This window comes from Streptomyces sp. WI03-4A (genome assembly GCF_033792105.1).
Lineage (GTDB): Bacteria > Actinomycetota > Actinomycetes > Streptomycetales > Streptomycetaceae > Streptomyces > Streptomyces collinus_A.
This window is the reverse complement of the sequence record NZ_JARAUO010000014.1, coordinates 1-19998: the sequence shown is the minus strand read 5'-3', so window position 1 is coordinate 19998 and position 19998 is coordinate 1. Positions and strand designations below refer to the sequence as shown.

Genomic DNA, 19998 nt, shown 5'->3' with positions numbered 1-19998 from the left:
TCACTCGTCCATGAAGACGATCCGGCGTGTCCGGCCGCCGTCCCCCGGCACGGGCGTCACCGCCGCCCGGCCCGCCGGCACCGCGCGCTCACGGCCCCAGGCCCGGATCTCCTCGATCTGCTCGGGGTTGCTGACGCTGAGCGGCCGCACCTGGGCGAACGTGTCCATGACGTAGGAGTCCTTCAGCCGGCCGATGCCGCCGCGGCGGACCGCCTCCTCGCCCACGTCGTGCAGGGCCGCCTCGATGTCGGAGCCCGCGAAGCCCTCGGAGAGGTCGACCAGGCGGTCGAGCTGCTCGGGCTCGGGGTGGGCCTGGAGGTAGCGGTGGTGGTAGATGCGGATGATCTCCTTGCGGTCCTGTGCGTCGGGCAGGTCGACGAAGAACAGCTCGTCGAAGCGGCCCTTGCGCAGCAGTTCCGGGGGCAGGCTGCGGATGTCGTTCGCCGTCGCCACGACGAAGGCGCGGGACTGGGACTCCTGGAGCCAGTACAGGAACTGGCCGATGATGCGCTGCGGGACGCCGGACATGTCGTCCCGGCCCGCGAGGCCCTTCTCGATCTCGTCGATCCACAGGACGCAGGGGGCCACCCGGTCGGCCATCGCGAGGGCCTCCCGGAAGCGGCCCTCGGACTCGCCGAGGTACTTGCCGTGGATGGACGCCATGTCCAGCCGGTAGAGCGGCAGTTGCCAGTCGTGGGCGATGGCCTTGGCGGACAGCGACTTGCCGCAGCCGGGGACGCCGACCAGCAGGACCCCGCGCGGCGGCCGCAGGGCGGTGTGGCGCAGGTCCCGCGAGATCATGTCGTGCTTGCGCTCCAGCCAGGTGCGCAGGCCGCTCAGGCCGCCGATGGCGTAGTCGCTCTGCTTGAGGTGGACGCGCTCCAGACCGGTGAGGTCGCTGAAGATGCGGTCCTTGGCCTGGGCGAGGCCGAGGACGTCCGCCTGGCGGATGGAGCCCTTCGCGGCGATCGTCGCCATCAGGTTGACGCACTCCGCCTCGGTGACGCCGTTGAGGAACTCGGCGGCGCGGCGGGCGTCCTCCTCGGTCCACTCGATGGGGATGTGGCCGTGGTGGTCGCCGAGGAAGCCGCTGAGGATGCCGTACATCTCCTCGGCGTCGGGCAGGTCCAGGCGCAGGCTCATCCCGAGGCGCTGCAGGCCGCTCCAGATGGGGGTGTCGGTGATCAGCACGATGCTGCCCATGTTGCTGTCGGCCAGGCGGGCCAGTTCCGCGAAGTGGCGGGTGACCGGGGTGTCCGACTCGAGTTCGTCGGGGTCGACGAAGACGACCGTGGCGTTGGCGCGGCTGCCGAACTGGGCGGCCGCGAAGTCCATCGCGCCGGCCAGCGAGCGGTCGTCCTGCACGGAGGCGTTGGTGCGCAGGTCGCGCAGGCCGGTGGCCCGGGTGTAGATCCAGAACGGCATGCTGCTGCGCCGGGACTGGGTGGCCGCCTCGCGCAGCAGGCGCAGGGCGCGCTGCTGCTCGATGGTGCGCATCGCGATGACCGGGACGCGGGCGGAGATGTAGCTGTCGAGATGGCTGAGGCTCTCGGCGTAGTTCGACATTCGTGCCTTCTCGGAAGGGGCGGGGGCGGCGGTGCGGGTTCCTCAGCCGGGCGGGCGTCAGCCGGGCAGGATGCGGCGTCTGGGCGGGGCCGATGGGTCGTACGACCAGGCGTCCGGGCTCCGGGTCACGGTGAAGGTGGCGGTCAGCGCGTTGTCCCGCAGGGTGCGGCGGCGGCGCTCGACCAGGCGCGGGTCGGTGCCGCGTCTGGTCTCGGCGTCGAGGTTCCGCTCCAGTTGGGCCTGCACCTGGGTGATCTCGTTGTCGACCAGTTCGGTCAGCCGGGTGCGCAGGGACTCCGGGAGGCCGGGGTGGGCGGCCAGCGCGCGGATGGTGTGCAGGCCGGTGCGGGCCTGGGCGAGTTCGCGGCCGAAGCTGAACTCGTCCCGGGCCTCGCCGAGGGCCCGCACGAGGTGCTCGGCCCACGTGACCAGGCGGGTGTTCAGGGCGCTGGTGAGGTGCTGGGTCAGCCGCACCCAGGTGTCGCTGTCGTACTGCTCCTCGGCCAGCGGGGGCAGCCCGGCGGGGTCGGCGGGCTCCAGGGCGGCCCAGCGGCCCAGGAAGCCGACCCACGCCTGGTAGGGGCCGCCGTCGCCCCACAGGCCGCTCACGCGCCGCTGCCCGGCCGGCGGACGAGGGTCTCGCCGGGCGGCAGCGGCTCCCAGTCCGGCAGCCCCTCCACGACCCGCCGCAGCCTGCTGGTCACCCGCTCCCGCTGCGGCCCGCGCTGCGCGGCCCAGGGCGACGCCTGCACCCGCCCGGCGTCGGCGGAAGCGGCCCACGGCGAGGCGGGGCGCTGCGCGGCTTCGGGGGTGGGGGGCTGACCGGTGCCGGAGGCGGTCGGCCGGCCGGGGCCGGGGGTGGCCGACCGGCCGGAGGCGGACTGCGGCGCGATGCCCGGAGCGGGGGTGGCGCCCGGGGCGGCGGCCCAGGGCGAAGGCTGCGGCCCGGTGTCCGGAGCGGCCGAGGGCTGCGGCGTGCCGCCTGGGGCTGCGACCCAGGGGGCGGGGGCGTTCTGCGGCGCGGTGCCGGGGGCGGCGGAAGGCTGCGGCCCGGTGTCCGTAGCGGGCGAGGGCTGCGGCCCGGTGTCCGGAGCGGGCGCGCCGGGGGCGGCGGCCCAGGGGGACGGGGCGGGTTGCTGTGCGGTGCCGGGCGCGGCGGGCTGCTGTGCGGTGCCGGTGTACCCCGGTGGCTGGTGGCCGGTGCCGGGGGCGGGGGGCTGCTGACCGGTGTCGGCGGGACCGAGGGGCTGCTGGGCGGTGCCCGGGGCTGCGGGCTGGGACGCGGACGCCCACGGGGACTGCGGGGCGGTCGGGCCCTGGCCCTGGGGGGCGGGCGGCGGTGGCGTGCTCATCGGGCGCTGTCCTCCTGGTGCTCGGGCACGGACTCCTCGTCGGCCGAAGCCTCCTCGCCGGTCCGGGGTTCGGGAAATGCCTTCTCGTGGGCCTCGGCGTCGCCACCGGACGACCCGGACGACGGCGCACCGCCCGGCCGGGGCTTGGCCGAAGCGGCCCAAGGCGACTTGTCGTCCGGCACCTCGGCGCCCGGCGTCGGCTCCGACTCGCGCGACGAGGCCAGCGGGGGCTCCCCGCCCGGCCGGGACTCGGCCGAAGCGGCCCAAGGCGACTCCCGGTCACCCGACGACGTCCCGGCCCCGGCGCCCGACCCCGGCTTCGACTCGCCCGGCCGGGACTCAGGCGATGCGGCCCAGCCGGCCTGGCCGTCCGCCGTGGGGGCAGGCTCGCCGGAAGGCTCCGACGCCGCTTCGTCGCCCGGCCGGGGCTTGGACGAGGCGGCCCAGGGGGACCCGGAGTCCGAGGTCGGGCCGGGGTTCTTGGGGATCGTGCGGCCCTCGAACGGGGAGGGGGCGCCGCCCGCCGTGGGCAGGGTGGCGATCAGGGATCGCACCTGCGCCTCGGTCTTGTCGGCGGTCGTGAATTTGTCGTACCAGTCCGTCAGTTCGGCTGAGGCGCCGCGGAGCTGGTGCAGGGATTCGGTCTTGGCCCGCTCCAGCAGCTCGCGGGCCGCCGCTTGGGCGCGGGCCGCGGTCTGGGCCTGGCTGCGCAGGACCAGGCCCCAGACGAGGCCGACGACCGCGGCGGCGGTGACCGCGAAGAGGGGCCAGTTGCCGGCCAGGAAGAGGAGGATCGCCGCGACCACGGCCGCCGCCGGGGCCACCTTCTTCACCCACGGGAAGGCGAGCGCGTCCACGAACGGGCCGGTGTGGTGGTCCCAGTGGTCGCCGAGCGACTTCTCCAGGGCGGCCAGCGGCTGGGTGAAGGAACCGACCCAGGCGGGTAGCTGGAAGAGGCGCGACCCCACGGAGTGGCTGGTGGCGAACTGGGCCTGGACGTCCTGCGGCACGGCGGCCCGGTAGTCGCGGGTGTGGGCGGCGTGCGCCTGCTGGAACCACTCGTGGCAGGCCGCGACGGAGAGCCGCTGGGTGGCCGGCGAGGTGCCGATGGCGCCGGGGTTGAGCGCCGCGGTGGTCTGCACGGTCAGGTAGTCGAGGGTCTCCTCGTACGAGGCGGCGTCCGCGTCGGCGGTCCCGCGGGCGGTGTCGAGGTCGCCGTCGTGGTCGACCACCGCCTGGTTGAAGGCGAGGTCACGGCGGAGCGGCAGCTCCTCGTTGTCGTACTCGGAGACCAGCCGGTCGAGGATGTCGTCGACGGCGTCCTCGATGCGCTCCGACGGCCTGAACTCGCGGTCCATGATGGCCGTGTACTTGTCCAGCACCGGCTGCTGGCCGCGCGCCGAGGACAGGACGCCGTCGAGGGTGACCCACTGCGGGGAGACGGCGGCCAGGCGCGGGAACTCCGCCGCCTGGGACGGCCCGCGCAGGGACTCCAGCTCGTCGCGCCAGCGCCGGACCTGCCTGGCCTGCGCGTCGGCGTTGTCCATGAGCTGGGAGCGCCACTCGGCGAGGGTGCGGTCCAGCAGCTCGCGGCCGACGGGCCCGAAGGCGCCCTGGGCGATGGCCTCCAGGATGATCGCGAACTCGCGCCCGAGCGCGGCCGGGTCCTGGGCCAGGAGGTAGTGCCGCAGCCAGCGCACGGCGGCCTCGGAGCGGCCCTGGCGGCGCAGGACGAGCGCGAAGAAGAGGGAGGTGCGGTCGGGCGAGCGGCGGAACGCCTCGTCGACCGCCCGGTCGCACAGGGTGCGGTCGTCGGCGGACCAGGAGGCGAGGGCGACCAGGGCGGGGGCGAGCCAGTAGCGGGGGGTCTGGAGCATCAGCTGGTCGCCGACCAGGCGGACGTTCTCCTCCGACACCAGGCCGACGTCGAAGGCCTGGAGCATGCCGACCGCGGTGCGGCGGACCGTCTTGTGGTGGCCGAACTCGTGGTCGATCCTGTCCTCGATGGCGCCGATGCGGGTCTCGGCGCGCTGCACGTTCGCGATGGCCTGCGCCCGCTGGGCGAACGCGAGGAACTCGTCGCGCAGCTGCTGGAGTTCGGTGCGGGTCTGCTGCTGGTTGGCCTCGACGGCGGAGACCTGGCCGGACACGGAGCCGACCCTCTCGCTGAGTCTGATGACGAGGTTGCTGACCTCCTGCACCTGGCGGCGCAGCGTGTAGTCGACCTCGGGCATGCGGAGCTCCGTTCGGGTGCTGCGGGGTGAGCGGGCGGGAGTCAGGGGCGGACGACGGTGCCGTCGTCCAGGACGGGCAGGACCATGCCGTCCTCGTAGACCTCGACGTGGGCGTAGCCGCCGGAGCGGGCGAGCATGCGGGCGGCGGAGAACGGCTCGGGCATCGGCTCGGCGGGGGCGAAGTGCCGCACGATGACGTGGAACAGGTTGAGCTGGTGGTCCACGTAGGGCGGGCCCAGGTAGCAGCGGGCGACGAAGCCGAGCGGGACCGAGCCGTACTCCGTCGCGTACTGCTCGCGGATCCACTCGGCCAGCGACCGGCAGGCCTGCTCGTCGAGGCCGGCGTCGAGCCGCGCGACCGCCTCCAGCAACTGGCCTGGGCGCGGCCGGTACAGCTCGCCGCGGGCCGCGGCGGGTGCCAGGCGCGCGGGTGCGGTGGCCGGCCGGGCGCCCGGACCCGGTGCCGCCGGCCGCACGAGACGGCGTGGCCGTTCGGTGTACCCCATGTGTCCCCCGAGAGTCATGGGTGGTGAGCGGTTGTGCGATGCACGGAGATAGAAGATTAGTGACGTTGCGTCAAGAGCGCATCCGTTACCGACCGATCGACACCGTGACGACACTGGCAGACTGCCGGTCATGGCGACGATCAAGGCCCTGCTGGTGGGCATCGACGACTATCCCGCCGACGTGGCGAGGCCGCTGGGCGGCTGCGCCAACGACATCGCCGAGGCCGGCCGGCTGCTGGCGGACCTCGCCCGGGGGCGGGCCGACGTGCGGGTCCTGGCGGACGCCGGGGCCACGGTGGCGGCGGTGTCGGACGCGGTGCTGGAGCACCTGGGCTCGGCCGGTCCCGGGGACACCGCGCTGCTGTGGTTCTCCGGGCACGGCACCCAGGAGACGGCCTCCGGGGACGATCTGCTGATCGAGGCCACGGGCCGGAACCAGGCGCTGGTGTGCGTGGACGGGCCGCTGCCCGACAAGCGCCTCGGCGCGCTGCTGGACCTGGCCGCGGCGGGCGGCGCCCAGGTGGTGGCCGTCCTGGACTGCTGCCACTCGGGGGGCGCGACCCGGGAGGCGGAACTCGGCGTACGGTACGCGCCGCCGCGGCCCGGCTGGGATCTGGGCGCCGAGGCGGCCCGCGGTCCGGCCCGGCACGTGCTGCTGGCGGCGAGCCGGCTGAACGAGCCGTCGTACGAGGGCTGGTTCGACGGGCGCCCGCACGGGGCGTTCACGCACGCGCTGGTGGGCGCGGCTCGGGCGGCCGGTCCGGCCGCGACCTGCCGTGAGCTGCTGTCGGCGGCCGCCGCGCGGGTGCAGCGGGCGGGCAGCACCCAGCACCCGGTGCTCTGGCCCGATCTGCCGGGCGGTGCGGCGGACCGTCCGCTGCTCGGCGAACAGGCCCTCCGCGCGACCGACGCCCGGCTGCTGCTGCGCTACGCGGCCGACGGCTGGGAGGTGGACTGCGGCGCGGTGCACGGGCTGCGGGAGGACGGCGCCGAGGCGGGCGGCACCACGTTCGCCGCGCTGGACGAGGGCCCCGGCCGGGGTGTCGTACGGGCGCTGGCGGTGTCGACGGCGCGAACGCTGGTCGCGCCGGTGGACTGGGATCCGGACCCGGAGCGGGTGTACCCGGTGGCGCTGTCGTCGGTGGCACTGCCCCCGGCCAGCGTGACGGTGGACGGCCCGGCGGACGCGGTGCGCCGGGTGCGCGGGGCGCTCGGGCCGCTGGTGCGGGCGGTGGACGGGCCCGAGGCGGCGCACGGACTGCACTTCCGGGTGCGGGTGGACGGCGGCGCGGCGCGCGTGCTGCGCCGGGACGGTACGGAGTTCACCGCTCCGCTGCCGTACGCGGGACCGGCGAACGCGCCGCGGGTGGCGGACTGCCTGGCGCACCTCACCCACTGGCACCGGCTGCGCGACCTCGCCCCGCGGCGCTCGCTGCTGGACGGTCTGGTGGAGCTGGAGATCACCCGGTGGGGCACGGAGGAGCCGCTGCGGCCGGACGCCTCCGGGGACGTCGTCTGCGCGTACGACGACGCCCTGCGCCCGCCGTGGGTGTCGATCCGCCTGCACAACCGCTCCCCCGACCGCACCCTGTGGTGCGTCCTGCTCGACCTGACCGACGACTACGCCGTCAACACGGTGCTCTATCCCGGGCACTTCATCGGACCGGGGCACACGGGCCACGCGCTGGACGGTGATCCGGTGCAGCTCTCGCTGCCCGCCTCCCGGCCGGTGGAGCCGGGAGCCGAGGCCCGGGACTGGCTGAAACTCGTGGTCGCGGACCGTGAGTTGAGCACAGTGCCGTTCCAGTTGCCCGCCTGGGGCGCGGCCGGCAAGCGCCGCGTTCTCGGCCCGGTGCTGGGCACGTCGGGTCGCTGGACGGCGGTGACCGTGCCGCTGCGCACGCTGGTGCCGGGCCCCGTCACCGGCCGAGGTGCGTGAAGCCGGCCCAGGCGCTCAGGTCGTGCGGGTCGATGCGGCCGGCCCGCTCGGCGAGGAACTCCGGCAGTCCGGCGGGCAGTTCACGGTCGGGGTTGAGCATCCACAGCTGGGCCCGGCGCAGCGCCCGGGCCGGGGGTTCGCCGTGGGTGCGCAGGAAGTGGTGGGTGAGGAACATCAGCACCGAGGTCGCCTCGTCCGGTACCGGCCACAGCGAGCCGACGACCGAGCGGGCGCCCGCCGCGAGGAAGGCGGTGGCGAGGCTGTAGGCCTCGTTGTGGCCGCGGCCCGAGACGTGGCTGCGGCAGGCGGCCAGCAGGACGAGTGCGAGCCGGTCGCCGCCGGCGCCGGTGATCTCCTCCGCCGCGAGCTGCCCGTCGTGCAGGGCGAGGTAGGCGCTGCGGCGGGCGTTCTCGGCGACGGAGGCGTGGCAGGCGAGATGCAGCACCGCACCGTCGTCGGGTGTCTCACGCAGCCAGCCCAGTACCTCGCCTGGGGTGCCCGGCCCGTCCGAGGTGCCCGTGGTGCGGCGGCCGAGGAAGCGGGCGTCCGGGTAGAAGGCGCGCTGCACGGCGTCGGCCTCCTCACCGGCGTGCCGCAGGTCGCCGGTGGGGTCGCCGACGATCAGGGCGGCGCCGGTGTGCTCGGCGGCCGGGCGGGCGGCCACCTGGCACAGCAGGCGGGCGGAGGCGGCGTAGGAGATCTCGGCGGCCTGGAGCGCGTACTGCCGGCCGCGCGGGCCGCCCGGTTCCCACGCCGCGTGCCAGGGCACGAGGCCGAGCCGGCCCATGGGGACGAGGACCAGCCGGGGCTGCCGTCCGGCCGGCATCTCGAAGGCTTCCAGCAGGGGCCGCATCGCCGCGTACCAGGCCCAGCCGCAGAGCCGGTCGAGCTGGGCGCGCAGGGTGGGCGGGGCGGTGGGCCGGTAACCGGGGACGGGACCGAGGTCGCGGGGGTCCCGGGCGGGCGCGGGGCCGCCGTCGCGCGCCGCCTCCTCCCCCGGCCGGTACTCCTTGAGGGGGGCCGCTTCCTCGCTCAGGGTGGGCAGGGGCACCGCGTGCGCCGTGCCCCGGGAGGTGACGACCAGGGCGGTGCCGGGGGTGTCCTCGCCGGCCGGCACGAGGTAGACCAGCGCGTCCTTGGTGAGGGCGCGCAGGGCCTCGGCGACCTCCTCGGGCGCGGGCGGGTCGAGGAGGCGGGCCTGGTGGGGGGCGTCGGTGCCGGTGAGGGCGGCCAGGACGCGGCGGCGCAGGGCGCTGGGGACGGCCTGCGGCGCCTTGACGGCGGTGACCGGGTCGGCGGGTTGCTCCGCCCCCGCGGCGCCCCACTCCCGGGCCAGGTCGGCGTTGCCGGTGGCGGTGAGCAGGTCGGGGACGGTCGCGGAGGTGAGGGCCGCGTGCAGGACCAGGCCCCGGCAGGCGTCCAGGGCCTGGAGGGCCTCCTCGGGGCGGTCGTCCTTCAGGCACCAGCCGGCCACCTCGAGCGCGGCCCCGGTGGCCTGCGCGGCGGCGACCGTCGCGTGGTCGGTGCCCGACTGCAGCAGGGCCGCCCAGGCGTGGCCGCGCAGTGACTTCAGGCCGAGGGCACGGGCGCTGGAGCGGTCGCGGCGGTGCAGGTCGTCGCGGGTGCGGTGGGCGCGGGCGAGGGCGAGGCCGGTGTCGGCGTACAGCCGGTGCTCGGGGCCGCCGGTCTCCTCGAAGGCGCCCTCCAGCAGGGCGATGCCCTTGGCCAGCCGCTCCCGGCGGCGCACCCGGTCGATCTCCAGCTCGGACAGCGCGCAGTGGGCGATGCCGAGGCCGTTGGCGTAGCGCAGGCGGCTGTCGCTGCCCGGCTCGCACAGCTCGTGCGCCTCGCGGAGCAGGCCGATGGCGGCGACGATGCCCGGCCCGTCCTGCTGGGTGACGGCGCGCACGAAGCGGGTCATGCCGGTGTCGCCGAGCACCCAGGCCCGGTGGTCGCGGGGCAGCCGGCGCGCCTGGCGGCGCAGTTCGGCGGGGGTCGGGCGGGCCGCGAGCGGGGGCAGCGGGGGGACGCCGAGGTGCCGGGCGAGGTTGTCGCGGCCGGCCCGGGCGTTCTCCAGGAGGGTGAGGATCTCGATCCGGGTGGGGTCCTCGTCGCCGAGCGTGGCGTGGCCGTCGGTGAGCAGGGCGATGTGCCGGTCGGCGGCGGCGAGGTCGCCGCGCCGGACCGCGGCGTGCGCCTCGAAGCCGGCCTGCTGGAGGTCCATCAGGCGGCGCACGTGCCCGGGCAGGGCGGGGTCCGAGCGCAGCCGCCGCCAGGTCGCGGCGCCGGCCTCCATGTCGTCGTCGGCGCCGCCGGTCTGGCCGCGCTGGGTCTGGGCGACGAACCGGGCCAGGGTGAGGCCGTAGGCGTGCTCGTCGCCGCCGAGGCCGCCGCCGGCCTCCGCGAGGTCGAAGTCGGCCAGCACCTGGTCGAGCCCGGCGCCGGAGCCGGCGCTCATCTCCTCGTGCAGGCGGGCGACGCCGGTGACGGCGTGCGCCCTGCCCCGCCAGGCCGGGTCGTGTTCCGCGCGCCGGAGCACCGCCTCGGTCAGTTCCCGGCGGTGCGCGGCGGTGATGTAGGTGCCCTCCGGGTCGACGACGGTGAGGTTGCACAGCATCAGGGCGGCGAGTTCGGCCCGGCCCGGTGTGTCCGGGTCGAGGGAGCGCAGCTGGGCGAGGGCCTGTTCGAAGCCCTGGACGCGGCGGTGCTGTCCGGCCACGTCCCGGCTCATGCCGCGCACGAACTCCTCCTCGCCGAAGTCGACGAAGGCCCGGCCCTCCCGGAAGTCGTCCAGGAGGGTGGCGACGGACTGGCGCAGCAGGTCGGTGTCGAGTCCCTCCGGGCGTCCGTCGGTCTCGGGCAGGACACCGTGGTCGGCGAGGGTGAAGCGGGCCCAGCCCTCCAGCATGCGGGCGGTCTGGGCGAGGTCGTGGACGTCGTGTTCGGCCTCCAGGACCAGGGTGGCGGCGCGCAGCACGTCCTGGGCCCGGGCGGGGTCGGGGTCGTCGTGGTGGCGGGCCTGCTGGAAGAGGGCGAGGAAGAGCGCGGCGGCGGTGACGTCGCCGTCGCGGGCGGGCTCCCACTGGTCGACGGCCCGGCGTACCAGGGCGATGCCGCGGTCGCGGCCCGGGGCGTCGTCGCGGGCCGCGGCGCGCTCGTAGAGCAGCCGCCCGAACAGGTCGAGGTACTGCGGCAGCATCCGGTCCTCGGCGCCGGGCCGTTCCAGCAGCCGGCGCAGCTCGATCTCGGCGGTGAGGCTCTGGCCGAGGTCCTTCCAGGTGGACCAGATCATGGCGCGGACGAAGAGGGCGTTGACCTCGGCCTCGAAGGCCCAGTCGGGCTCGGGGCCGCCCGCCCGGCGGTTCTCGGTCAGGGCGGTGTCGAAGGAGTCGAGGGCGGACTCGAGGCGGGCGCGGTCGGCCCGGACGCGGCCGTGCACGAGGTCGGCGAGGCCCAGGTCGTAGCGCAGCAGGGGGATGTCGTCGGGCGGGGCGGTGCCGAGCAATGCGCGGTAGTGGCGTGCCGCCTCGTCGGCGGCGTCGGCGTCGCCGAGGTGCAGGGCGCGGTGCAGGTGCAGATGGGCCGCCCCGGTCCGCAGCACCGTCTCCTCCTCGCCGCCCGGCTCGGTGTACGCGAGCGCGTCGGTGTGCCGGTGCAGGGCCTCCTCCAGGAGCGGCGCGGAGTCCGGTTCGGCGAGGGCGCGGAGCTTGGCGCACAGAGCGAGCATGTACCGCCCCCACGCCCGCTCCCAGGCGGAGCCGGGGTCGTCGGCGGGCAGCGCGGCCACGCCGTCGGACAGCAACCGCCAGGACTCCTCGATCAGTTGCCGGTCGCCGCCGTCGGCTTCGCCGCCGTTCTCGTACTGCACACCGCGCAGGTGCCCGAACCTGATCCGCCAGGACGCCCACCGCGGGCCGTCGCCGGGGGTGCGGAAGGCGATCTCGAACGCCTCGGCGGCCAGGTCGAGTTCCTCGTCGCGCCCGGGGTCGTCGCGGAGCAGGTACAGCCGGTGGCTCAGCTCACCGGCGTACCCGCACAGGCCGGGCGCCTCCGGGTCGTCGGCGGACAGTTCCGCCAACCGGTCGTAGACGGCGTCCCGTTCGGCGGTGAGGTCGCCGAACGGGTCGGCCTGCGGGGCGGAGTGGTCCGGAAAGGAGGTCACCCGCCCATACTGCCTACACGAACACGCTCACCGCCGCCGCCACCGCGAACCCCGCCACGGAGAGCACCGACTCCAGGACGGTCCAGGTGCGCAGGGTGTCGCGTTCGCTGATGCCGAAGTACTTGGCCACCATCCAGAAGCCGCCGTCGTTGACGTGCGAGGCGAAGATGGAGCCGGCCGAGACGGCCATGATGACGAGAGCCGTGAACGCCTGGGAGTGGTGCCCCTCGGCCAGCAGCGGCGCGACGATGCCGGCCGTCGTGACGATGGCGACCGTCGCCGAGCCCTGGGCGACCCGCAGCACGAGCGAGATCAGGTAGGCCAGGACGATCACCGGCAGGCCGACGCCGTTGAAGGTGTCGGACAGGGCCTGGGCGACCCCGCTCGCCTTCAGGACGGCGCCGAAGACGCCGCCCGCGCCCACCACCAGCAGGATGTTGCCGACCGGCTTGAGGGACGAGGTCGACACGGACTCCAGGGACGTGCGGGACCAGCCGCGCCGGATGCCGAGCAGGTAGTAGGCGAGCAGCAGGGCGATGGTGAGGGCCACGAAGGGGTGGCCGAAGAACTCCAGCACCGAGCGGCCCGGCGAGGGGTCGAGGGCGATGGAGGAGAAGGTGGCGGCGAGGATCAGGACCAGGGGCGTGCCGATGATGGCGAGGACCGTGCCGAGCGGCACCGGCGTCTCCCGCGGCTCCACACCCTGGGCCCGCTGTTCGGCGAGGACGGCCCGCCTGGCCTCCTCCGCCGCCTCGGCCATGTCCTGCGGTACCGCGACGAAGATCCGCCTGCCGATCCAGGCGGAGTAGGCCCAGGCGGCCAGGACGGCCGGGACACCGCAGACGACGCCCATGAGGATGACCCAGCCGAGCTGGACGTGCAGCAGTCCGGCGGCGGCGACCGGGCCGGGGTGCGGCGGCAGGAAGGCGTGCGTCATGGACAGGCCCGCGAGGAGGGGCAGGCAGTAGAGCAGGATCGACTTGCCGCCACGCTTGGCGGCCGCGTACACGAGCGGCGCGAGCACGAAGATGCCGACGTCGAAGAAGACCGGGATGCCGAAGATCAGGCCGGTCAGGCCCATGGCGAGGGGCGCGCGCCGCTCGCCGAAGAGGCCCAGCAGCCGGGAGGCCAGCACCTCGGCGCCGCCGCTCACCTCCAGGATCGCGCCGAGCATGGTGCCCAGGCCGATGATGACGGCGACGTGGCCGAGGATGCCGCCCATGCCGGACTCGATGGTGGAGACCGCGTCGGAGCGCTGGACGGTGCCGAAGAGTTCGGTGACCGAGAGGCCGGCCAGCAGGCCGACGGCTATGGAGACGGCGAGCAGGGCGACGAACGGCTGCAGCCGGACCTTGATGATCAGGAAGAGCAGCAGGGCTATGCCGACGGCGGCGACCGTGAGGAGGCCGGCGGTGCCGTCGACGAGGAGGAGCAGTCCTCCGGTGTGGGGTGGGGCGACGGGGGCGGTGGCGGCGAGCGGAACGGGCATACGGGGGTCCTCTGGGTAAGTGCATCGTGCTTTCGGGCAGGGGGCGGCGCGGCACGGCACCCGGAGGGGGTGCCGCGCCGTGCGGGACGTGCGGGACAGGCGTGATCGGTGGAGTCTGCGCGATCAGCGGGACCGGCTGGACTCGCGTCGGCGGAGTTCCGTCAGCTCAGGACGGCGAGGGCGTCGATCTCGACGAGGAGGCCGGCCGGGAGACCGACGTAGACCGTGGTCCGGGCCGCGGGCGGCTGGGTGAGGTGCTGCTCCCCGAAGTACGCGTCGTAGATCTCGTTCAGCTCCGGGAAGTGGTCCACGTCCGTCAGGTAGACGCGGATCATCATGACGTCGTCCCAGCTCGCGCCGCCCTCCTCCAGGACCGCCTTGACGTTGGCGAGGGTCTGCAGGGTCTGCTCGCGCAGCGTGGGGCCGGCCGGCGTGGGGGGCTTGCCCTCCTCGGCGGGCAGGAAGCCGACCTGGCCGGCGACCTGGAGGATGTTGCCCTTGCGCACCCCGTGGGAGAACGTCGCGGGCGGGGTGGTGTGGGTCTTCGGGGTGAGCGCGATCTTGTCGGTCATACGGTGCGGTCCTTCACTGGGGTTCTTCCGGAGTACTCGCCGCTGATCGCGTCCGCCGTACGGCGCACCTGCGGGAGGAGGGAGAGGAGTTCCTCGGCGGTGACGACGACGTTCGGCGCGGAGACCGACATCGCGGCGACCACCCGGCCGTCGGCGCCCCGGACGGGGGCCGCGACGCAGTTGATGGACTCCTCGTGGCCACCGAGGTCGGTGGCCCAGCCCTGTTCGCGCACCTGCTCCAACTCCCGCAGGAACGCGGTCGCGTTGGGGGTGGAACGGGCCGTGTACAGGGGATAGTCGAGCTTCTCCGCGAGGGCGCGGCGCTCGGCCTCGGGCAGGTCGGCCAGGAGCAGTTTGGCGACCGCGGCGACGGTGATGGCGACGGGCTTGCCGATCCGCGAGTACATGCGGACCGGGTAACGGCTGTCGACCTTGTCGATGTAGAGGACCTCGTTCTCCTCGTGGACCGCGAGGTGCACGGTGTGGCCGCAGCTCTCGTTGAGGCGGACCAGGTGGGGGTGGGCGATCTCGCGGATGTCGAGGTTCTCCATCGCCTCCTGGGCGAGCGCGAAGAGGCGGGCGCCGAGACGGTAGCGCTGGTCGGACTGGCGGTAGACCAGGCCGTGTTCGTGCAGGGTGCGCAGGAGGCGCAGGGCCGTGGACTTGTGGACGCCGAGCCGGTCGGCGACCTGTCCGAGGTCCGCGGGGCCCTCGGCGAGCAACGGCAGGATGCTCAGGGCGCGGTCGACGGTCTGACTCATGGGGTGTTCGCCTCCTCCGGGGCCCGTGCGGCGTCGGTCCAGCCGGGGCCGAGTCGAAGTCTCCCCCATGCCTCGTCGTCCAGGGCCGCCAGCCGGTCGGCGTGGCTCCGGGCGGGCGGGGTGGCGAGGTCGCCGGGGACGGTGAGGGTGGCGGCGGCCATGAGGTGGCCGTGCCGGAGCCGGTCGCGCAGCGGCAGCCCGCGCAGGGTGCCGGAGAGGAAGCCGGCGGCGAAGGCGTCCCCCGCGCCGACGGTGGCCACGACGTCCACGGCCGGCGCGGACTGGAAGACGGGCCGGGTGCCGTCCGGGTCGACGTCCCCGCGCGCGAACACGGTCGCGCCGCCGCTCCCCTGTTTCACCACCAGCAGGCGCGGCTCGGGCAGTGCCGCCCGGACCGCCCCGGGTCCGCCGCCGGTCCCCCACGCCTGCTCGGCCTCGTCCTCGCCGACGAACACCAGGTCGGCGCGGCGGGCGAGGCCGAGCAGCACCTGGGCCGCCGCAGGGTCGGGCCACAGCCCGGGGCGGTGGTTGACGTCGAAGGAGACCAGGGGGCGGCCGGCGGCGGGCGCCGTGAGGACGCGCAGCAGTTCGAGGCAGTCCCCGGACAGCGCGGCCGTGATGCCGGACAGGTGCAGCACGCGTCCGGCGCGGGCCGCGGCCAGGTCCACGGTGGCGGGGCTCATCGCGGAGGCCGCCGAGCCCGCCCGGTAGTAGGCCACCTCGTGGTCGTCCGTCCCCCGGTCCCCGGCGGTGCGGAAGTACACGCCGGTCGGCCGGGCGCTGTCCCGTCGTACGCGGGAGACGTCGACCCCGTACCGCCCGACCGTCTCCACCAGGTGCTGCCCGAACCCGTCGGCGCCCACCCGGCTCACCCAGCGCGCCGAGTGGCCGAACGCGCTGAGCGCGCAGGCCACGTTGGACTCCGCTCCCCCGATGCCCCGGTCGAAGGAGGGCACGTCGGCGAGGCGGCCGGGACGGGTGGGCAGGAAGGTGACCATGGACTCGCCGAGCGCGACGACGTCCACGACGTCGGGTGCGGCGCTGAGATGGCCGTCGGCGGTCACGATGGGAGAGGCTCCTCGTCGGTCGTGGGGTGAGGGTCGCCGGTCGCCGGGTGGCGGCGGATTCGTTGACCCCGTGTCGGCCGAGATGTTAGACAGCACTGAGCGACATACGCAACGGACGTTGCATATAACGCAACGCACCAGATCAGGAGGCTTGGATGGCCCGCGACACCGGCACCGAAGCGCTCGCCCACCTCGCCGAGGACCGGGTCGACCACCGCTTCAAGGGCCTTCCGCCGGACGCCGTGGGCCTGACCGTCGCCGAGCTGGCCGGCCAGCGCCGCAACCTCTTCACCGACGGCTTCACCACCCCCGTGCTCGCCCTGTCCGCCGAGCGCCTCGCACACAACCTCGCGCTCATGGAGACGTACGCGGCCCGGCACGGCCTGGCGTTCGCCCCGCACGGCAAGACCTCGATGGCCCCGCAGCTCTTCCACCGGCAGATCGAGCACGGCGCCTGGGGCATCACGCTGGCGGTGCCGCACCAGGTGTGGGTGGCCCGGGCGTTCGGGATCGAGCGGATCTTCCTGGCCAACGAGCTGGTCGACCCGGCCGCCCTGCGCCGGATCGCCGACGATCTGGCCACCGACCCGGACTTCCGCTTCGTCTGTTACGTCGACTCCGTGCGCGGGGTGGAGCTGATGGACGCGGCGCTGCGCGGCGCCGCCCGGCCGGTGGACGTCGTGGTGGAGCTGGCCGCGGGCGAGGGCGCCCGCACCGGTGTGCGCACGGAGGCGGAGTGCGCCGCCGTCGCCGACGCCGTGGCCGCCACGGAGACGCTGCGGCTGGTCGGGGTCGCGGGGTACGAGGGCGAGGTGCCGCGCGCCGACCACGAGCGGGTGACGGCCTATCTGCGGCGGCTGACGGCGCTCGCCGCCGGCCTGGACAAGGACGGGCGCTTTTCCGGGGCGGAGGAGATCGTGGTGAGCGCGGGCGGCAGCGCCTGGTTCGACGCCGTCGCCGAGGTCTTCGCCGAGCTGCCCGCGCTCTCCCTGCCGGTCCTGAGGCTGCTGCGGTCGGGCGCGTACGTCTCGCACGACGACGGGCACTACCGCAGGCTCACCCCGTTCGCCCGGGTCCCCGAGGAGGGCGCCCTGGAGCCGGCCTTCCGGCTGTGGGCGCAGGTCGTCTCCCGCCCCTCGCCGGAACAGGCCTTCGCCAACGCGGGCAAGCGGGACGCGGCCCACGACCTGGACCTGCCCGAGGCCCAGGTGGTCCGCCGGGACGGCACCGAGCGGCCGGCCGCAGGGGTGAGCGTGACCGGCCTGTCCGACCAGCACGCCTGGCTGCGCACGGAGGCGCAGGCGGACCTGGAGGTGGGCGACTGGGTCGGCTTCGGCCTCTCGCACCCCTGCACGTCCTTCGACAAGTGGCAGCTGATCCCGGTGGCCGAGGCGGACGGCACGGTCGTGGACTACATCCGCACCTTCTTCTAGCCCGTACGTTCTTCGAGGGAGTGCCATGGAGGACCTGGTCATCCGGGACGCCGACGTCGTCGACGGCAGCGGCGCCGACTCCTACCGCGCCGACGTGGTGGTCGACGGCGGCCGGATCGTCGCCATCGTCAAGGAGGCCGCCGCGGCCGGCTGCCAGCGGCCCGGCGCGCGGCGGGAGCTGGACGCGGAGGGGCTGGTCCTCTCCCCCGGCTTCATCGACATGCACGCGCACTCCGACCTCGCCCTGCTGCGCGACCCCGACCACAGCGCGAAGGCCGCGCAGGGGGTCACGCTGGAGGTGCTCGGCCAGGACGGGCTGTCGTACGCCCCGGTGGACGACCGCACGCTGGAGGAGGTCCGCCGGGCGATCACGGGCTGGAACGGATACGGCGAGGACGTCGACTTCGACTGGCGGTCGGTGGGCGAGTACCTGGACCGGCTCGACCGCGGGATCGCCGTGAACGCCGCCTACCTGGTCCCGCAGGGCACGGTCCGCGCCCTCGTCGTCGGCTGGGAGGACCGCGCGGCCACCCCGGCGGAGCTGGACCGCATGCGGCACCTGGTGGCGGAGGGCCTGGAGCAGGGCGCGGTCGGCCTGTCCTCCGGGCTCACCTACACGCCCGGCATGTACGCCGGGGACGCCGAACTGACCGCGCTGTGCCGGGTGGTGGCGCGGTACGGCGGCTACTACTGCCCGCACCACCGCTCCTACGGCGCCGGCGCCCTGGATGCCTACGCCGAGATGGTGGCGCTGACCCGGGAGGCGGGCTGCCCGCTGCACCTGGCCCACGCGACGATGAACTTCGGCGTGAACCGGGGCCGGGCGCCCGAGCTGCTGGCCCTGCTCGACGAGGCACTGGACGCGGGCGCGGACATCACCCTGGACACCTATCCCTACACCCCCGGCTGCACCACGCTGGCCGCGCTGCTGCCGAGCTGGGCGAGCGAGGGCGGCCCGGAGGAAGTGCTGGCCCGGCTCACGGACCCGGCGACGGCCGAGCGGATCCGGCACGACCTGGAGGCGACTGGTTCGGACGGCTGCCACGGCGTCCCCGTGGAGTGGGAGACGATCGAGATCTCCGGGGTGGCCGACCCGGCGCTCGCGGACCATGTCGGGCGCACCGTGCGGGAGTCGGCCGGACAGCGCGGCGAGAGCCCGTGGGCGACCGCCCGCCGGCTGCTCGTCGAGGACCGGCTCGGCACGACGGTCCTGCAGCACGTCGGGCACGAGGAGAACGTCCGCGCCATCATGCGGCACCGCGCCCACACCGGCGGCTCGGACGGCATCCTGCGGGGCGCCAAGCCCCACCCGCGGGCGTACGGCACCTTCCCGCGCTATCTCGGGCACTACGTGCGGGAGCTCGGGGTGCTGACGCTGGAGGAGTGCGTCGCGCACCTCACCGGGCGCCCGGCGGCCCGGCTGCGGCTGCCGGACCGCGGGCTGGTGCGCGAGGGCCACCGGGCCGACCTGGTGCTCTTCGACCCCGCGACGGTGGGGCCCGGCGCCACCTTCGCCGAGCCCCGGACGCTCCCGACCGGGATCCCGTACGTCCTGGTCGACGGCCGCTTCGTCATCGACGACGGCCGCCGCACGGACGTGCTCGCGGGCCGGGCGGTCCGCCGGACACCGGTGTGACCGCCCGGACCGGCGCTACGGACCGGCGCTACGGCTTGGGCAGGGCGCAGCCCGCCGCGCTCAGGTTGAGCTTGTTGCCGGTGGTGAAGCACGCCGGGATGAGGTAGGTCTCCTCGGCGTAGTTGATGCCCTGACGGACGGTCACGTTGCCGCTCGCGTCGACCTCGCAGGGGTTGTTCTCGGTGCAGCGCTGGCCGTCCTCGTTGCCCGTGTTGTTGACGGCGACCACCTTGCCGGTGCTCGTGTCGATCACGGGCGAGCCCGAGGTGCCGCCGATGGTGTTGCAGGCGGAGGTGTAGCGGACGGAGTCCTTCCAGGTCCAGTCGCCCTCCTTCAGCCGGTACACGAACCCGTCGATGTTGCAGCTGTAGGTGCGCTTCCAGTAGCCGGAGACGACCTTGATGGCGGTGCCGGCGGTCGGGTGCGTGTCCTGCACGGTGAGCGGGCTGATCCCGTAGGTGCTCCTGATCGCCGCGTAGGTGGTGGTGGTGCGGTAGATCGTGACGTCCGTGTCCGTCATGGTCGAGTAGACGACCTGGTTGGCGCGGAGCGTGCCGACCCGGCTGCCGGAGGCGTTCAGCAGGCCGAAGCTGCGGCTGGAGGACTGGCCGGTGATGACCTGTCCGGGTGCCGGGAAACCGGTCTCCAGGCAGTGGCCGTTGGTCAGCACCAGCGCCGGGTCGGTGTCCGCGGAGTTCGGGAAGCGGATGACCGAGCCGGAGCAGTTGCTGAGCGAGACGGTCCCGGCGAAGTTGACGGTCACCGCCGCTGCCGCCTTGGCCTGGGGAGCGGCGACCGCGGGAGCCGCACCGACCCCGGCGATCGCCAGGGAGGAGAGTGCGGCCAGGAGAGGCTTGTTCATGTGGGGGTCCCCTCTGCAGACGTGAGCGACCGGAGATCTTCCGGCCGCCCGCTGTCTTGTCATGAGCATTCTCACGAGAGGGGCATGCCTGGGCAAGGAGGCGTAGGCGAACGTTTTCCCCGACGGACCGTCAGTTCCGGACGTCCCCGGGCTTCCTGCCGCCGCCGTGGCCGTGGCCGTGGCCCGGGTGGCCGGCGGTCCAGGAGGCGGTCGGCGTGCCGGTGAGGGTCGGTTCGGGCGAGGCGGACGCCGCGGTGGACGGCGATCCGCCGGGCGTGCCGGGCGGTGTCGTGGCCGTGCGCGTCGGCCCGCCGGCCGGCGCGGTGGTGGCGGGCGCCGAACCAGGCGTGGACGCGACGGGCGGCGCGGAGACGACGCCGGGCCCACCGGTGGTGGCGGCCGGCGAGCCGCTTTTCGGC

General features: G+C 74.8%; 15 protein-coding genes. 4 read left to right on the top strand and 11 right to left on the bottom strand.

Translation table 11 applies throughout. From position 1 onward, the window contains the following. The 5 genes from PV343_RS16705 to PV343_RS16685 are packed head-to-tail and all read right to left on the bottom strand — an operon-like array spanning nt 1 to nt 5658. Complete coding sequence (locus PV343_RS16705; RefSeq protein ID WP_319147708.1) at nt 1-1566, bottom strand: AAA family ATPase; 1566 nt, start codon at nt 1564-1566, stop codon at nt 1-3. Nucleotides 1567-1623: 57 nt separating this feature from the next. Beyond that, on the bottom strand, nt 1624-2175 hold the full coding sequence (locus PV343_RS16700; protein ID WP_319147707.1) for a hypothetical protein: 552 nt from the start codon (nt 2173-2175) through the stop codon (nt 1624-1626). Beyond that, nucleotides 2172-2918: a hypothetical protein gene (locus tag PV343_RS16695; protein ID WP_319147706.1), complete on the bottom strand. Its 747-nt coding sequence runs from the start codon at nt 2916-2918 to the stop codon at nt 2172-2174. Before PV343_RS16695 ends, PV343_RS16700 begins: the two co-directional genes overlap by 4 nt. Further along, complete coding sequence (locus PV343_RS16690; RefSeq protein ID WP_319147705.1) at nt 2915-5152, bottom strand: hypothetical protein; 2238 nt, start codon at nt 5150-5152, stop codon at nt 2915-2917. The genes PV343_RS16695 and PV343_RS16690 overlap by 4 nt, the downstream gene beginning before the upstream one ends. Nucleotides 5153-5193: 41 nt before the next feature. Continuing rightward, nucleotides 5194-5658 (bottom strand): hypothetical protein, encoded by a 465-nt coding sequence (locus tag PV343_RS16685; RefSeq protein ID WP_319147704.1) that lies wholly within the window; start codon nt 5656-5658, stop codon nt 5194-5196. Between the two features lie 130 nt (nt 5659-5788). On the opposite strand from PV343_RS16685, the gene PV343_RS16680 reads away from it, so the two are divergent. Beyond that, on the top strand, nt 5789-7597 hold the full coding sequence (locus tag PV343_RS16680; RefSeq protein WP_319147703.1) for a caspase family protein: 1809 nt from the start codon (nt 5789-5791) through the stop codon (nt 7595-7597). Here PV343_RS16680 and PV343_RS16675 read toward each other — a convergent pair. The 5 genes from PV343_RS16675 to PV343_RS16655 form a co-directional block, all read right to left on the bottom strand. Further along, nucleotides 7578-11759 carry a CHAT domain-containing protein gene (locus PV343_RS16675; RefSeq protein WP_319147702.1) on the bottom strand — a complete coding sequence of 1394 codons (4182 nt, stop codon included), beginning with the start codon at nt 11757-11759 and terminating at the stop codon, nt 7578-7580. The two genes, PV343_RS16680 and PV343_RS16675, sit on opposite strands and share 20 nt — an antisense overlap. Nucleotides 11760-11772: 13 nt before the next feature. Then, nucleotides 11773-13248, bottom strand: a complete 1476-nt coding sequence (locus PV343_RS16670; RefSeq protein ID WP_319147701.1) for a GntP family permease — start codon at nt 13246-13248, stop codon at nt 11773-11775. A 161-nt stretch (nt 13249-13409) separates the two neighbouring features. After that, a complete protein-coding gene (locus PV343_RS16665; protein WP_319147700.1) occupies nt 13410-13820 on the bottom strand; it encodes a RidA family protein in 411 nt (136 codons plus the stop codon). Next, nucleotides 13817-14581, bottom strand: coding sequence for an IclR family transcriptional regulator (locus tag PV343_RS16660; RefSeq protein ID WP_319147699.1), 765 nt, complete (start codon nt 14579-14581; stop codon nt 13817-13819). Before PV343_RS16660 ends, PV343_RS16665 begins: the two co-directional genes overlap by 4 nt. Then, complete coding sequence (locus PV343_RS16655) at nt 14578-15645, bottom strand: sugar kinase (RefSeq protein WP_319147698.1); 1068 nt, start codon at nt 15643-15645, stop codon at nt 14578-14580. The genes PV343_RS16660 and PV343_RS16655 overlap by 4 nt, the downstream gene beginning before the upstream one ends. A gap of 158 nt (nt 15646-15803) precedes the next feature. On the opposite strand from PV343_RS16655, the gene PV343_RS16650 reads away from it, so the two are divergent. Next, nucleotides 15804-17081 (top strand): amino acid deaminase, encoded by a 1278-nt coding sequence (locus PV343_RS16650; protein WP_319147697.1) that lies wholly within the window; start codon nt 15804-15806, stop codon nt 17079-17081. 25 nt (nt 17082-17106) lie between these two features. Beyond that, on the top strand, nt 17107-18717 hold the full coding sequence (locus PV343_RS16645) for an N-acyl-D-amino-acid deacylase family protein (protein ID WP_319147696.1): 1611 nt from the start codon (nt 17107-17109) through the stop codon (nt 18715-18717). Nucleotides 18718-18745: 28 nt separating this feature from the next. Here PV343_RS16645 and PV343_RS16640 read toward each other — a convergent pair whose 3' ends face one another. Beyond that, a complete protein-coding gene (locus PV343_RS16640) occupies nt 18746-19579 on the bottom strand; it encodes a trypsin-like serine peptidase (RefSeq protein ID WP_319147695.1) in 834 nt (277 codons plus the stop codon). A 215-nt stretch (nt 19580-19794) separates the two neighbouring features. Here PV343_RS16640 and PV343_RS16635 point away from each other — a divergent pair. Then, nucleotides 19795-19998: hypothetical protein (locus PV343_RS16635; protein WP_319147694.1), on the top strand; the 204-nt coding region annotated here is incomplete at its 3' end.

Coding starts and splice junctions, on each gene's coding strand:
- PV343_RS16640 (WP_319147695.1), bottom strand. CDS start 19,579: ATGAACAAGCCTCTCCTGGCCGCACTCTCCTCCCTGGCGATCGCCGGG.
- PV343_RS16695 (WP_319147706.1), bottom strand. CDS start 2,918: ATGAGCACGCCACCGCCGCCCGCCCCCCAGGGCCAGGGCCCGACCGCC.
- PV343_RS16670 (WP_319147701.1), bottom strand. CDS start 13,248: ATGCCCGTTCCGCTCGCCGCCACCGCCCCCGTCGCCCCACCCCACACC.
- PV343_RS16650 (WP_319147697.1), top strand. CDS start 15,804: ATGGCCCGCGACACCGGCACCGAAGCGCTCGCCCACCTCGCCGAGGAC.
- PV343_RS16705 (WP_319147708.1), bottom strand. CDS start 1,566: ATGTCGAACTACGCCGAGAGCCTCAGCCATCTCGACAGCTACATCTCC.
- PV343_RS16660 (WP_319147699.1), bottom strand. CDS start 14,581: ATGAGTCAGACCGTCGACCGCGCCCTGAGCATCCTGCCGTTGCTCGCC.
- PV343_RS16680 (WP_319147703.1), top strand. CDS start 5,789: ATGGCGACGATCAAGGCCCTGCTGGTGGGCATCGACGACTATCCCGCC.
- PV343_RS16690 (WP_319147705.1), bottom strand. CDS start 5,152: ATGCCCGAGGTCGACTACACGCTGCGCCGCCAGGTGCAGGAGGTCAGC.
- PV343_RS16645 (WP_319147696.1), top strand. CDS start 17,107: ATGGAGGACCTGGTCATCCGGGACGCCGACGTCGTCGACGGCAGCGGC.
- PV343_RS16685 (WP_319147704.1), bottom strand. CDS start 5,658: ATGGGGTACACCGAACGGCCACGCCGTCTCGTGCGGCCGGCGGCACCG.
- PV343_RS16665 (WP_319147700.1), bottom strand. CDS start 13,820: ATGACCGACAAGATCGCGCTCACCCCGAAGACCCACACCACCCCGCCC.